At 71.5% G+C, this 13,124-nt stretch carries 11 protein-coding genes and 1 pseudogene; 4 read left to right on the top strand and 8 right to left on the bottom strand.

Annotation, left to right across the window (positions count from 1 at the left end):
- Nucleotides 1-172: 172 nt before the first annotated feature.
- Complete coding sequence (locus RM779_RS00835; protein WP_311614682.1) at nucleotides 173-355, top strand: hypothetical protein; 183 nt, start codon at nucleotides 173-175, stop codon at nucleotides 353-355.
- 118 nt (nucleotides 356-473) lie between these two features.
- On the opposite strand, the gene RM779_RS00840 is transcribed toward RM779_RS00835, so the two are convergent.
- From RM779_RS00840 to RM779_RS00875, 8 genes are all read right to left on the bottom strand, one after another.
- Nucleotides 474-686, bottom strand: a complete 213-nt coding sequence (locus RM779_RS00840) for an acyl-CoA carboxylase epsilon subunit (RefSeq protein ID WP_311614684.1) — start codon at nucleotides 684-686, stop codon at nucleotides 474-476.
- A 71-nt stretch (nucleotides 687-757) separates the two neighbouring features.
- On the bottom strand, nucleotides 758-2,353 hold the full coding sequence (locus RM779_RS00845) for an acyl-CoA carboxylase subunit beta (RefSeq protein WP_311614685.1): 1,596 nt from the start codon (nucleotides 2,351-2,353) through the stop codon (nucleotides 758-760).
- A 183-nt stretch (nucleotides 2,354-2,536) separates the two neighbouring features.
- Entirely contained in the window at nucleotides 2,537-4,150 is a 1,614-nt protein-coding gene (gene cimA / locus RM779_RS00850) for a citramalate synthase (protein WP_311614687.1), read from the bottom strand.
- A 302-nt stretch (nucleotides 4,151-4,452) separates the two neighbouring features.
- Nucleotides 4,453-5,556, bottom strand: coding sequence for a branched-chain amino acid aminotransferase (locus tag RM779_RS00855; RefSeq protein ID WP_311614689.1), 1,104 nt, complete (start codon nucleotides 5,554-5,556; stop codon nucleotides 4,453-4,455).
- A gap of 229 nt (nucleotides 5,557-5,785) precedes the next feature.
- A complete protein-coding gene (locus tag RM779_RS00860; protein ID WP_311614692.1) occupies nucleotides 5,786-6,829 on the bottom strand; it encodes a 3-isopropylmalate dehydrogenase in 1,044 nt (347 codons plus the stop codon).
- Nucleotides 6,830-6,888: 59 nt separating this feature from the next.
- Complete coding sequence (locus RM779_RS00865) at nucleotides 6,889-7,068, bottom strand: hypothetical protein (protein ID WP_311615489.1); 180 nt, start codon at nucleotides 7,066-7,068, stop codon at nucleotides 6,889-6,891.
- A 206-nt stretch (nucleotides 7,069-7,274) separates the two neighbouring features.
- The gene (gene pruA, locus RM779_RS00870) at nucleotides 7,275-8,906 is read right to left on the bottom strand and encodes an L-glutamate gamma-semialdehyde dehydrogenase (RefSeq protein ID WP_311614694.1); all 1,632 of its coding nucleotides are present in this window, start codon (nucleotides 8,904-8,906) and stop codon (nucleotides 7,275-7,277) included.
- An 82-nt stretch (nucleotides 8,907-8,988) separates the two neighbouring features.
- Entirely contained in the window at nucleotides 8,989-9,915 is a 927-nt protein-coding gene (locus tag RM779_RS00875; protein WP_311614696.1) for a proline dehydrogenase family protein, read from the bottom strand.
- 165 nt (nucleotides 9,916-10,080) lie between these two features.
- Here RM779_RS00875 and RM779_RS00880 point away from each other — a divergent pair, with 165 nt between their 5' ends.
- The 3 genes and pseudogenes from RM779_RS00880 to RM779_RS00890 all read left to right on the top strand — a co-directional run bounded on the left by RM779_RS00880 (nucleotide 10,081) and on the right by RM779_RS00890 (nucleotide 12,923).
- Nucleotides 10,081-11,220 (top strand): PucR family transcriptional regulator, encoded by a 1,140-nt coding sequence (locus RM779_RS00880; RefSeq protein WP_311614699.1) that lies wholly within the window; start codon nucleotides 10,081-10,083, stop codon nucleotides 11,218-11,220.
- Between the two features lie 137 nt (nucleotides 11,221-11,357).
- The gene (locus RM779_RS00885) at nucleotides 11,358-12,224 is read left to right on the top strand and encodes a GNAT family N-acetyltransferase (protein WP_311614700.1); all 867 of its coding nucleotides are present in this window, start codon (nucleotides 11,358-11,360) and stop codon (nucleotides 12,222-12,224) included.
- Between the two features lie 52 nt (nucleotides 12,225-12,276).
- Nucleotides 12,277-12,923 (top strand): annotated as a pseudogene (locus RM779_RS00890) (IS701 family transposase).
- Nucleotides 12,924-13,124 lie beyond the last annotated feature (201 nt).

The following is a 13,124-nucleotide window of genomic DNA, read 5'->3' on the forward strand; positions in this document are numbered from 1 at the left end:
ACTCACCCAGAATGACCGTTTTGACAGGGTCCTCGTGAGGAAACTCACATCGAGACTGTGACGGATCGCGGGCGTCGGATGGGTAAGCGGGACCTAGCCTCAGCTTTACAGAGCCGCGGAGAACGACAAGCGGCAAACCACCCAGCGACGAGCGACCCAAGGCAGACCACTCGTGAAGACCACCCTGCACATGCGTTCCATCGCCAACCCCCGCCGTACCACTCTGGCACACCTGGCGGACGCCGGTGATCTCGCCCCGGCCGTCCGCCCGGCGGACCCCGCGCAGGAGTTGCCGCCGCAGACGGCCAACCCGCGCCGCACCGTTCTCGACGAGGAGCTCGCCGCCGCGCAGTAAGCGGCGCCGGGACGGCGCAAGGACGCGCACCGCACGCAGCGGAAGCCCCCGGCCGGTCCCGGCCGGGGGCTTCCCCGTTCTCGCTTCGTCGCTCCCGGCTCCCAGGGGCGCGCGGGCCTCAGCCCTGCCAGCTGTGCGGCGCGCTGTAGGCGCGGGCCCGCTCCAGGCGGCGCCAGGCCGCGGGGCTGTGGCCGGGGCCGGCGTCGTCGGGGGCGGGCTGCCGCGCGACCCGGGCGAGCAGCAGGGCGGTCACCGCGGCCAGCTCCTCGTCGCTGGCCCTGCCCTTCTCCACCCGGACCAGGTGCGGGGCGGTGATCGTCTCGGGGCTCATCGTGAACTCTCCTTCGCTGGAACGCGCGCTGGGACTCGCACTGGAACGCGCTGCCGCTGCTGTCCTGTTGGTCACTGGGGCGGGTTGCCGTGCTTACGGGCGGGCAGGTCGGCGTGCTTGTTGCGCAGCATCGCCAGCGCGCCGATCAGGACCTCGCGGGTCTCCGCCGGCTCGATCACGTCGTCCACCAGGCCGCGCTCCGCCGCGTAGTAGGGGTGCATCAGCTCGGTGCGGTACTCCTTCACCATCCGCGCCCGCATGGCCTCGGGGTCCTCGGCCGCGGCGATCTGCCTGCGGAAGATCACGTTGGCCGCGCCCTCCGCACCCATCACCGCGATCTCGTTCGTCGGCCAGGCCAGCGTCACATCCGCCCCGATCGACTGCGAATCCATCACGATATACGCCCCGCCGTACGCCTTCCGCAGCACCAGCGAAATCCGCGGCACCGTCGCATTGCAGTACGCATACAGCAGCTTCGCCCCGTGCCGGATGATCCCCCCGTGCTCCTGGTCCACACCCGGCAGAAAACCCGGCACATCCAGCAGCGTCACAATCGGGATATTGAACGCATCACACATCTGAACGAACCGCGCCGCCTTCTCGGACGCCGAAATATCCAGCACCCCCGCAAGCGACTGCGGCTGATTCGCCACCACCCCCACCGCCTGACCGTCCAGCCGCGCCAGCGCACAGATGATGTTCCCCGCCCACCGCTCGTGGACCTCCAGGAACTCCCCGTCGTCCACCAGCTCCTCGATCACCGCCCGCATGTCGTACGGCCGGTTCCCGTCGACGGGCACCAGGTCCACCAGCGCCTCGCACCGCCGGTCCGCCGGGTCCTTCGACGCCACCACCGGCGGATTCTCCCGGTTGTTGGACGGCAACAGCGTGAGGAGGTAACGGACTTCCTCCAGACACGTCTCCTCGTCGTCGTAGGCGAAGTGGGCCACACCTGACGTCCCCGCGTGCACCTCCGCACCACCCAGACCGTTCTGCGTCACCTGCGCCCCGGTCACCGCCTGCACCACATCAGGACCGGTAATGAACATCTGCGCGGTCTCCCGCACCATGAACACAAAATCCGTCAGCGCCGGCGAATACGCCGCACCCCCCGCACACGGACCCAGCATCACCGAAATCTGCGGAATCACCCCCGACGCCCGCGTATTCCGCTGAAAAATCCCCCCGTACCCCGCAAGCGCCGACACACCCTCCTGAATACGCGCCCCCGCACCATCATTCAGCGACACCAAAGGCGCCCCCGCCGCCAACGCCATATCCATGATCTTGTGAATCTTCGCCGCATGCGCCTCACCCAGCGCACCCCCGAAAATCCGGAAATCATGCGCATACACGAACACCGTCCGCCCATGCACCGTCCCCCACCCCGTCACCACACCATCCGTATACGGCCGCTTCGCCTCAAGACCGAACCCCGAAGCCCGATGCCGCCGCAACACCCCCACCTCACGGAACGACCCCTCATCCAGCAACAGCGCGATCCGCTCCCGCGCCGTCAGCTTCCCCTTCCCATGCTGCGCCGCGGTCGCCCGCTCCGAAGGCCCCGCCCACGCCTCCTCCCGAATCGCACGCAACTCCGCGACCCGGCCGCGCGTGTCGGCGGGAGCGGCCGTTTCTGACGCGTCCGTCGATGCATGATCGGTCATGTATAGACCCTACGAAATGCGGCCGCACTTGGCTCTCGTCAGATCCGTACAGTCTCCGCAGGTGTTTCATGGCCGCGCTGGACAGAACGCGAGTACGGGCGGAGGCCGGGTGCATGCACCGTACAGCGGAGCTGGAGCGGCACTGTTGGCTTTCTACAGTGCCGCTCGGCTCAGCGTGAGGGCTCAGTCACTCGGCCGCAGGCCGGCGCGCAGGAGGCCGTAGGTGTAGGCATCGTCCAGCGCCTGCCAGGAGGCCGCGATGACGTTGTCCGCGACGCCGACCGTGGACCACTCGGTGGCACCGTCGCCCGTCGTGATCAGGACGCGCGTGGTCGACTGGGTGCCGTGCCTGCCCTCCAGGATGCGCACCTTGTAGTCCACCAGCTGAATCCTGGCCAGCTGCGGAAAGCTCCGCTCCAGCCCCGTGCGCAGGGCGCGGTCCAGCGCGTTGACCGGACCGTTGCCCTCGCCGGTCGCGAGAATCCGTTCGCCCTTGGCCCAGATCCGCACGGTGGCCTCGTTGTCCACCGAGCCGTCCGCGCGCTGGTCGGCGATGGCGCGCCAGGACTCCAGCGAGAAGAAGCGCTGCGGGCCGCCGTGCACCGCCTCGCGCAGCAGCAGCTCGAACGAGGCGTCGGCCGCCTCGTAGGTGAACCCCTGCTGTTCCCGCTCCTTGACCCGTTCGACGATACGGCCGACCAACTCGCGGTCGCCCAGGTCGTAGCCCAGCTCCTTGCCCTTCAGCTCCACCGAGGCCCGGCCGGCCATGTCGGACACCAGCATGCGCATCGAGTTGCCCACCAGCTCCGGGTCGATGTGCTGGTACAGGTCCGGGTCGACCTTGATGGCGGAGGCGTGCAGCCCCGCCTTGTGCGCGAAGGCCGAGATCCCGACGTACGGCTGGTGGGTCGCGGGGGCGAGGTTGACGACCTCGGCGATGGCGTGCGAGATGCGGGTCATCTCGGTCAGGGCGCCGGGCGGCAGCACGCGCCGGCCGTACTTCAGTTCCAGGGCGGCGACCACCGGGAAGAGGTTGGCGTTGCCGACGCGTTCGCCGTACCCGTTGGCGGTGCACTGCACGTGCGTCGCGCCCGCGTCCACGGCGGCCAGGGTGTTGGCGACGGCACAGCCGCTGTCGTCCTGCGCGTGGATGCCGATGCGCGCGCCGGTGTCGGCCGCGACGGTCCGCACGACGGCCTGCACCTGCGCGGGCAGCATCCCGCCGTTGGTGTCGCACAGCACGACGACGTCCGCGCCGGCCCGGTGGGCGGTGCGCACGACGTCGAGGGCGTAGCCCGGGTTCGCGGCGTGGCCGTCGAAGAAGTGCTCGCAGTCGACGAAGACGCGCCGCCCGTGGGCCCGCAGGTGGGCGACCGTGTCGCCGACCATCGCGAGGTTCTCCTCCAGCGTGGTGCGCAGCGCCAGCTCCACGTGCCGGTCGTGGGACTTGGCGACCAGCGTGACGACCGGGGCACCCGAGTCGAGCAGGGCCTGCACCTGCGGGTCCTCGGCCGCGTCGGCACCCGCCCTGCGGGTGGAGCCGAACGCGACGAGCTGGGCGTGACGGAACGCGATCTCCTCGCGGGCGCGCCGGAAGAACTCGGTGTCCCTGGGGTTGGCGCCCGGCCAGCCGCCCTCGATGAACCCGACGCCGAACTCGTCGAGGTGGCGGGCGATGGTCAGCTTGTCGCCCACGGTGAGGCTGATGCCCTCGCGCTGCGCGCCGTCGCGCAGCGTGGTGTCGAAGACGTGGAAGGCGTCGCTCACGGCCTGGGTGTCCGGATCGTCCGTCGTCATGGCGGTGCGTGCTCCTGTGATGAGGGAGGTCGGGGAATCGGGGGCCCGGGAGCGTGCCGGAAAACGAAAAGACCCCTCGCGGATGCGAGAGGTCTGCACGCGGGTCCCGGAGGTTTACCGAGGACCGGCGCGCCGGTCACCAATAATCATGGCGAAGCAAAGCATGGGGGCAGTGTGGCACAGGCACGGGCCTGTGCCACCCGCCGTCTCACCATCCGGACCGCGGCCGGCCGTCAGGCGATGCGGTGCATGGCCGTCAGGCGATGCGGTGCATGGCCGTCAGGCGATGCGGTGCATGGCCGTCAGGCGATGCGGTGCATCCAGCCGTGGCGGTCCTCGACCGTTCCGGTCTGGATGCCGAGGAGCTGCTCCCGCAGCCGCATGGTGATCGCGCCCGGCTGACCGTCGCCGACCGTCCACGCCGCATCGGCGGACTTGACCGAGCCCACGGGCGTGATCACGGCCGCGGTGCCGCAGGCGAAGACCTCGTTGATGCTGCCGTCCGCGTTGCCGCGTTCCCAGTCCTCGGTGGAGATGCGGACCTCGTCGGTGGCGTAGCCGAGGTCACCGGCGATGGTCAGCAGCGAGTCGCGGGTGATGCCGGGCAGCAGCGTGCCGGTCAGCGCGGGCGTGACGATGGCGGCGCCTGCGCCCGTTCCCCTGACGAAGTACAGGTTCATGCCGCCCATCTCCTCGACCCAGCGGCGCTCGTTGGAGTCGAGCCAGACGACCTGGTCGCAGCCCTGGCGCGTGGCCTCGGCCTGGGCGACGAAGGCCGCGGCGTAGTTGCCGCCGCACTTGGCCTCGCCGGTGCCGCCCGGGGCGGCGCGCACGTACTCCTGGGACAGCCAGACGGAGACGGGCTTGATGCCGCGCGGGAAGTACGCCCCGGCGGGCGAGGCGATGATCATGAAGAGGTATTCGTTGGCGGGCCGGTTGATGCCGAGGCCGACCTCCGTGGCGAACATGAACGGCCGCAGGTAGAGCGACTGCTCCCCCTCGGTCGGGACCCACGCCTTGTCCTGGGCGACCAGCAGGTCGATGGCCTCGACAAAGGTCTCGACGGGTAGTTCGGGCATGGCGAGCCGGCGCGCGGAGAGCTGGAAGCGCCGGCCGTTGGCGTCCGGGCGGAAGACGGCGACCGAGCCGTCGGGCTGCCGGTACGCCTTCAGCCCTTCGAAGATCTCCTGCCCGTAGTGCAGGACCATGGTGGCCGGGTCCATCGGGACCGGGGCGTACGGCTGGAGCCGGGCATCGTGCCACCCGCGGCCCTCGGTCCACCGGATGGTGACCATGTGATCCGTGAAGTAGCGGCCGAACCCCGGATTGGCGAGGGCGGCGGCGCGCTCCTCATCGGACAGCGGCTGGGCGGCGGGCTTGAGGTCGAACGGGATGCGGGTGGTCATGGATTACGCGTCCTTCACGTCAGGGTCGGGCGGGCTGTCTGCCCGCCGCCCGCGCGGTAGTAGGACGTCCGAGCATCGGGGGACGACGGCCCCGCGTCGATTATTGCTCGGTGGTCCCGCCGCACGGTGCGGAGGTTCAGGCGGCCCTGAGAACGATGGTGGCACCCCGCGGCGGACTTGCGTAAGCCGCCGGGCACCCGAGCCCGGCGGCACGTGCGGCCGGCGGGACCTACCTGGCTACTCGTCGGGCGAGGGCGTCGCCGGTCTCCACGGTGGTGCGGGGGGTCGCGGCGTCACGTTCGGCGAGGTCGGCGGTGACCGCGTCCTCGACGCGGGCAGCCTCGGCCTCGTGCCCGAGGTGGCGCAGCAGCAGGGCGACGGACAGCACGGTGGCCGTGGGATCGGCCTTGCCGGTGCCGGCGATGTCGGGCGCGGAGCCGTGGACCGGCTCGAACATCGACGGGTACGTGCCGGTCGGGTTGATGTTCCCGGACGCGGCGAGGCCGATACCGCCGGTGACGGCGGCGGCCAGGTCGGTGAGGATGTCGCCGAAGAGGTTGTCGGTGACGATGACGTCGAAGCGCTCCGGCTGCGTGACGAAGAAGATGGTGGCCGCGTCGACGTGCAGATAGTCGGTGGTGACCTGCGGATACTCCGCGCCGACGCGATCGACCGTGTTCTTCCACAGGTGGCCGGCGTGCACCAGGACATTGTTCTTGTGGACCAGCGTCAGCTTCCGGGCGGGGCGGGCCGCGGCGCGCTCGAAGGCGTCGCGCACGACGCGCTCGACGCCGTAGGCGGTGTTGATGCTGACCTCGGTGGCGACCTCGGCGGGCGTACCGGTGCGCATGGAGCCGCCGTTGCCGACGTAGGGGCCCTCGGTGCCCTCGCGGACGACGACGAAGTCGATGTCGGGGCGGCCGGCCAGGGGGGTCGCCGTGTTCGGGAAGAGGCGGCTGGGCCTGAGGTTCACGTAGTGGTCGAACGCGAAGCGGAGCTTCAGCAGCAGGCCGCGCTCCAGGACGCCGGAGGGCACCGACGGGTCGCCGATGGCGCCCAGCAGAATCGCGTCATGGCCCTTGAGCCGACCGAGATCGGCGTCGGGCAGTGTCTCGCCGGTGGCGTGCCAGCGGGCGGCACCCAGGTCGTAGGCGGTGGTCTCCAGCTTGACGTCCCTGGGCAGAACGGCCGTCAGGACCTTCAGTCCCTCGGCCACCACCTCCGGGCCGATGCCGTCGCCGGGGATCACTGCGAGATCGATGCTCCGAGCCATGGAGGGGACCCTACGCCGCGTCCCAGGAGCTGACACGGCGCGTCCACGATGCGGACGGGTCAGCGCTCCCCCGCCCCGCCGTTGTCCCTGCGGTCGAGCGCGCGCTGGAGGGCCGCGGCGGCCTGCCTGCGGCTGGCCTCCCGGGCCTCGCGGGCGGCGGCCCTGGCGCGGCCGAGGGCCGATCCCGCGCCGGGACGGGGGGTGGTGCCGCGCTGCGGAAGGGTGACTGTGGCATCCATGACGGATCAGCTCCAGTGAGGGAGACGTGACGGCAGGGGGCGACGGTGCCCGAAGTGCGACCTCCACAAAAGTAGCGGTGATCCGCCGTGATGTCTCGCCAAATACCTGGGCGTCCTACTATCTGAGACGACCGGGCTCCCCGTCCGTTGCGCCTGTGGCGGACGGGGAGCCCGGGACGTGCGGGGCCGGGGGGCACCCCCGCACGTCAGCCCATGTGCGGGTACCGGTGGTCGGTCGGCGGCACCTGCGTCTCCTTGATGACGCGCGGGGAGGCCCAGCGCAGCAGGTTGAACTTCGAGCCCGCCTTGTCGTTGGTCCCCGAGGCGCGCGCCCCGCCGAAGGGCTGCTGGCCGACGACGGAGCCCGTGGGCTTGTCGTTGAGGTAGAAGTTGCCCGCGGCGAACCGCAGCCGCTCACCGGCCGCCGCGGCCACCGCCCGGTCCCGCGCGAAGAACGCGCCAGTGAGGGCGTATGAAGCGACCGACTCCATCTGGTCGAGCATCGTGTCGAACGTGTCGTCCTCGTACACGTGCACGGCGATAACCGGTCCGAAGTACTCGGTGCTGAACACCTCGTTCTCCGGGTCGGAGCAGGTGAGCACCGTCGGCCTGACGAACCAGCCGACCGAGTCGTCCCAGGTGCCGCCCGCGACGATCTCGCAGGACGGGTCGGCCTTGGCCCGTTCCAGCGCCGCCGTCACCTTCGCGAAGGACCGTTCGTCGATGAGCGCGGCCATGAAGTGCGACAGATCCGTGGGGTCGCCCATCGACAGGCCGTCCGCCTCCTGCGCGACGGCGTCCCGCAGGCCGCCCTCCCACAGCGAACGCGGCACGTAGGCACGCGACGCCGCCGAGCACTTCTGGCCCTGGTACTCGAACGCCCCGCGGATGATCGCCGTCTTGACCGCCGCCGGGTCGGCGGTGGGATGCACGACGATGAAATCCTTGCCGCCGGTCTCCCCCACGATCCGCGGGTAGCCGCGGTAGTTCTCCAGGTGCGTGCCGACCTGCTGCCACAGGTGGCGGAACGTCGCGGTGGAACCGGTGAAGTGGATGCCGGCCAGGTCGCGGTGCGGCAGCGCCACCTCGGACACCGCGCGGCCGTCGCCCGTCACCAGGTTGATGACGCCGTCGGGCAGGCCCGCCTCGTGCAGCAGCCGCATCAGCAGCACCGCGGAGTGCGTCTGGGTGGGCGACGGCTTCCACACCACGACGTTGCCCATGAGGGCGGGGGCGGTCGGCAGGTTGCCCGCGATGGCCGTGAAGTTGAACGGCGTCACCGCGTAGACGAAGCCCTCCAACGGCCGGAAGTCCATGCGGTTCCACACGCCCTTCGGCTGAACCGGCGGCTGCTCGGCCAGGATCTCGCGGGCGAAGTGGACGTTGAACCGCCAGAAGTCGATCAGCTCGCAGGGCGCGTCGATCTCCGCCTGCTGCACCGTCTTGGACTGCCCGAGCATGGTGGACGCGGCGATCGTCTCCCGCCACGGCCCCGACAGCAGCTCCGCGGCCCGCAGGAAGACCGCCGCCCGGTCGTCGAACGGCAGCGCGCGCCAGGCCGGCGCCGCGGCGAGGGCCGCGTCGATCGCGTCCCGGGCGTCCTGCTCCGTGGCGTGGGCGGCCGTGCCCAGCCGCGCCTCGTGCTTGTGCGGCTGCACGACGTCGAAGCGCTCGCCGCCGCCGAGCCGCTCCGTGCCGCCGATGGTCATGGGCAGCTCGATCGGGTTCTCGGCCAGCTCCTTCAGCTTCCGTTCCAGGCGGGTGCGTTCGGGGGAGCCGGGGGCATAGGTGTACACGGGCTCGTTCACCGGTGCGGGAACCTGGGTCACGGCGTCCATGGCCGTCAACTCCTTCGGTGTCTGCGGCTGATTGCGGCGGTCGGCGGGGCACCGCCCGGGACGGGCCGGGCGGCGGGCGCGGTCAGGTCCTGGTGGCGAGGGAGCGCGCGAAGAAGGCCAGATTGGCGGGCCGCTCGGCGAGGCGGCGCATGAAGTAGCCGTACCAGTCGGTGCCGTACGGAACGTAGACCCGCATGCGGTGCCCGTCGGCCGCCAGCCTGCGCTGCTCCTCCTCGCGTATGCCGTACAGCATCTGGAACTCGTAGGCGTCCCGCGCCCGGCCGAGGCGGGCGGCCAGCGCCTGCGTCACGGCGATCAGGCGCGGATCGTGCGTTCCCACCATCGGGTAGCCCTCCCCCGCCAGCAGAATCCGCAGGCAGCGGACGTACGACCGGTCCACGTCCCGCCGGTCCTGGTAGGCGACGGCGGCCGGCTCGCGGTAGGCGCCCTTGACCAGCCTGACCCGCGCCCCCGCGGCGGCCAGCGCGTGGCAGTCCTCCTCGGTGCGGAACAGGTACGACTGCACCACCGCGCCGGTCGCCGGGAACCGCGTCAGCAGATCGCGGTGGATGGCGAGGGTGGAGTCCGTCGTGGTGTGGTCCTCCATGTCCAGCGTGACCGTCGTGCCCGCCGCCGTCGCGGCCTCCACCACCGGCAGGACGTTCCGGTGCGCGAGGTCATGACCGCCGGGCAGGGCCTGGCCGAAGGCGGACAGCTTCACGGACAGCTCGGCGTCCCCGGCGAGACCCGCGCGCTCCAGCGCCTCGACGAGGGCCAGGCAGGCATCGCGGCTGCGCTCGGCCTGCGCCTTGTCCGTGACGTCCTCGCCGAGGTGGTCGAGCGTCACGCCGAGGCCGCGCGCGGCCAGCCCGGCCGAGGCGGCCACGGCGTCCGGCAGCTGCTCTCCCGCGACGAAGCGGGCCACGACGGAACGGGTCACCGGGGCGGCCGACACGGCACGGCGAATGCCGTCGCTGCGCGCCGCGGCGAGAAGAACGGGTCCCAGCACGGGCCACCTCCGGGTATCAAGGCGAGTTACCCGAGAAGGTAAGGATCGCCCGGGTTCACGGCCATCGACAGGTGTCCTGCATCGGTGTCCCCGATCTCAGACAGTTGTATGAGACCGGGCGAGAATGGGAGGTGGTGAGGAGGTGGAGGAGGTGAAGGACGAGGCATGAGAGCGGACTACCAGGAGCTGATCGACGAGGTCAGCGCACTGCTCGGCACCCCGGCGACGCTGGAGGGCCGCGACTTCGCGCTGATCGCCTTCGGCGCGCACGAGAGTGAGGACGACCGGGTCATGGACCCGGTGCGCACCCGTTCCATCCTGCGCCGCCGTTCCCCGCCCGCGGTGCGCGCATGGTTCGAACGCTTCGGCATCGCCACCGCGCGCGCCCCCGTGCGCATCCCGCCGGAGCCGGCCGCTGGCGTGCTGACCGGGCGGATCTGCCTGCCCGTGCGGCACGGGTCGGTGGTGTACGGCTACATCTGGCTGCTCGACGACGACGTGCTGACGCTGGACGACCCGCGGCTCGACGACGCCATGGCCACGGCCGGGCGCATCGGAACGCTCCTCGCCGAGGAGGCGCGGGCCGGCGCGCGGCTCGGCGAACTGCTGCACGCCCTGCTGGCCGAGGCCGGGCAGGGCGCGGCCGACGCGCTGGCCGAGGCGCTCGGGCCCGCCGCCGAAGGGCCGCTGACCTTGGTCGCGGTGACTCCCTGGCCGGTCACACAGCGCGGGGAGCCGGCCGACGTGCCGACGGCACCGCCGGGCGCCCTCGCGCTATGCCTGATGCCCGGGGGCCAGGCACACGGCCGGGTCGCGCCGGCCGCGCCGGCCGCGCTCGCCGCGCTGACGCGCCCCGGCACGGCGCGCGCGGTCGCGGAGCGACTGCGCGGCGGCGCCACCGCCGGCATCGGCGGCACCGGACATGGCCCCGAGGACCTGCCCGGCGCCTGGCGCCAGGCGCTGGCCGCGGCACGCGCCGCGGGAGCGGAGGACCGGCTCGGCGCCGTCGCCGCGTGGGCGGCCCTCGGTCCCTACCGGCTGCTGACCGCACTGCCCGAGGGGGCGCCCGATCCGGCGGTGGCGCCCTTGCTCGCCCCCGGGCACCGGGAGCTGGCGCGCACCGCGGAGACGTTCCTCGACCACGCCGGGCAGGCCGCCCGAACGGCCGCGGCCCTGGGCATCCACCGGCAGACGCTGTACTACCGGCTGTCCCGCGTCGAACGGCTCACCGGCCTCGACCTCGGCTCGGGTGCGGACCGGCTGCTGCTGCACATGGCACTGAAGGCGGCCAGGCTGCGGCCCTGACGGGGGAACCCCAGCAGATCCGCGACCGGTCCGGCGACGACTTCGGTCAGGGGCGGCCGGCTGTGCGCCGCTGCCGGTACCGGCAGCGGCCGGAAACCGGGTGCGGACTCCCGGCGCGTTCATGTGTGATCGGGAGTATGACGATTGCGTTGGGCAGGCCGGGAGTCGACGGGTTGGGCGAGTCTGTGGGCGCGCTGCGGGAGTGGCAGTACGACGGGGCGCCGATGCAACTGCATCCGGGGGACCTGGGCTGGTTCTGGCGGTTCGGTGCCGAGGCGACTGCCGCGGCGGTCCGGACCTGGAGCCGGAACGGACAGATCCTCGCCGTCGGGCTGCTGGACGGTCCCGAGCTGCTGCGGCTGACGATCGCGCCGGACGCCCAGCGGGACGAGGAGCTGGCGCGGCAGCTGGTCGAGGACATGACCGAGCCGGAGCGCGATGTGCTGGGAGAGGGGCGGGCCCACATCGAGGCACCCATGGGCGCACTGGTCCAGAATCTGCTGTTCGAGGCCGGCTGGAGCACCGACGAGCCGTGGACGCCGCTGCGCCGGGACCTCACGGAGCCGGTGGCGGAGCCGGGCGTGCGGATCGAGGTGATCGGGCCGGAGCGGGCGCATGTACGGACCGCCGCACATCGGTCGTCGTTCGGCGGATCGACGTTCACGGACGAGCGCTGGCACGCGATGGCGGCCGGGTCGCCGTACGCCGACGCCCGGTGTCTGGTCGCGTACGACGACGAGGGCAACGCGGTGGCGGCGGTGACGGTGTGGTCGGCCGGCCAGGGGAAGCCGGGGCTGCTGGAGCCGATGGGCGTGCCCGCGGAGCATCGCGGTCACGGCCACGGCAAGGCGATCACCATCGCCGCGGCGGCGGCACTCCAGGAGCTGGGCTCGTCGAGCGCGATGGTCTGCACCCCGAGCGCCAACACCGGTGCCGTCGCCACCTACGAGTCGGCCGGCTTCCGGAAACTCCCCGAGACCCGGGACCGACGCCGAGACGCCTAGTAGTGCTTCGTTAGGTTGGTCGATCTTGGCTGGGTGTGGGCAGGGTGTTGGTATGAGGCTTGGTGAGATCGAACGTTTACGTGGTGAGTTGGCGGAGTTCGTTGGTGATGTGTTCGCGTCGGTACGGCGGCGGGATCAGCGTCGGTGGGGTGAGTGCTACCTGCGGGGGCTGATGCTGGACGGGCGGCGCAAGTCGATCCAGCCGATGGCCGCACGGCTGCCGGACAGGAACATGCAGGCCCTGCAGCAGTTCGTGAACCAGTCGCCGTGGGACCCGCGGCCGGTGCGGCAGCGGATCGCCGAGCGGCTGACCGAGGCGGTTGGGCCCAAGGTGTGGGTCATCGACGACGTGTCGTTCCCCAAGTGCGGGAGGCGTCGGTGGGGGTGGCCCGGCAGTACTGCGGAGCGCTGGGCAAGCGGGCGAACTGCCAGGTCGCTGTGAGCGTCCATGCCGCCACCCCGATCGCCGACCTCGTGCGCTGGACGAAGACGCGCCGGCGCGTCGAGCACGACTACCGCGAACTCAAACACGGCCTGGGCCTGGACCACTTCGAAGGCCGCACCTGGCGCGGCTGGCACCACCACGTCACCCTCGTCACCGCCGCCCAGACCTTCCTCACCCTGCGACGGCTCCACCCAGAAGCACCCACGCCGGCCTGGCCCTCGACCAGATCCTGGACACACTCCAAGACCTCCTGAAGTGCCGGACCGGTACCTGCACCACCTGCGGCCGGCCCCTACCCCGCAACAGAACCAGACACAGAACCTCACGAAGCACTACTAGACCGTGATCCAGCCGACCGAGCACCGGCAAGCATCACCATCCGGCACTGCGGCCGGACGCGCTCCGCACCTGATGCCGGGCCTCATCCGGTGCCGCGGCGGCCGGCGCGGCGTTCC

Source organism: Streptomyces johnsoniae (assembly GCF_031845565.1).
Classification (GTDB): domain Bacteria; phylum Actinomycetota; class Actinomycetes; order Streptomycetales; family Streptomycetaceae; genus Streptomyces; species Streptomyces johnsoniae.

Excerpts from the sequence above, each read along its gene's own strand:
- RM779_RS00845 (WP_311614685.1), bottom strand. The coding sequence starts at position 2,353 with ATGACCGATCATGCATCGACGGACGCGTCAGAAACGGCCGCTCCCGCC.
- RM779_RS00860 (WP_311614692.1), bottom strand. The coding sequence starts at position 6,829 with ATGGCTCGGAGCATCGATCTCGCAGTGATCCCCGGCGACGGCATCGGC.
- RM779_RS00880 (WP_311614699.1), top strand. The coding sequence starts at position 10,081 with ATGAGAGCGGACTACCAGGAGCTGATCGACGAGGTCAGCGCACTGCTC.
- RM779_RS00840 (WP_311614684.1), bottom strand. The coding sequence starts at position 686 with ATGAGCCCCGAGACGATCACCGCCCCGCACCTGGTCCGGGTGGAGAAG.
- pruA (WP_311614694.1), bottom strand. The coding sequence starts at position 8,906 with ATGGACGCCGTGACCCAGGTTCCCGCACCGGTGAACGAGCCCGTGTAC.
- RM779_RS00885 (WP_311614700.1), top strand. The coding sequence starts at position 11,358 with ATGACGATTGCGTTGGGCAGGCCGGGAGTCGACGGGTTGGGCGAGTCT.
- RM779_RS00855 (WP_311614689.1), bottom strand. The coding sequence starts at position 5,556 with ATGACCACCCGCATCCCGTTCGACCTCAAGCCCGCCGCCCAGCCGCTG.
- RM779_RS00865 (WP_311615489.1), bottom strand. The coding sequence starts at position 7,068 with ATGGATGCCACAGTCACCCTTCCGCAGCGCGGCACCACCCCCCGTCCC.
- cimA (WP_311614687.1), bottom strand. The coding sequence starts at position 4,150 with ATGACGACGGACGATCCGGACACCCAGGCCGTGAGCGACGCCTTCCAC.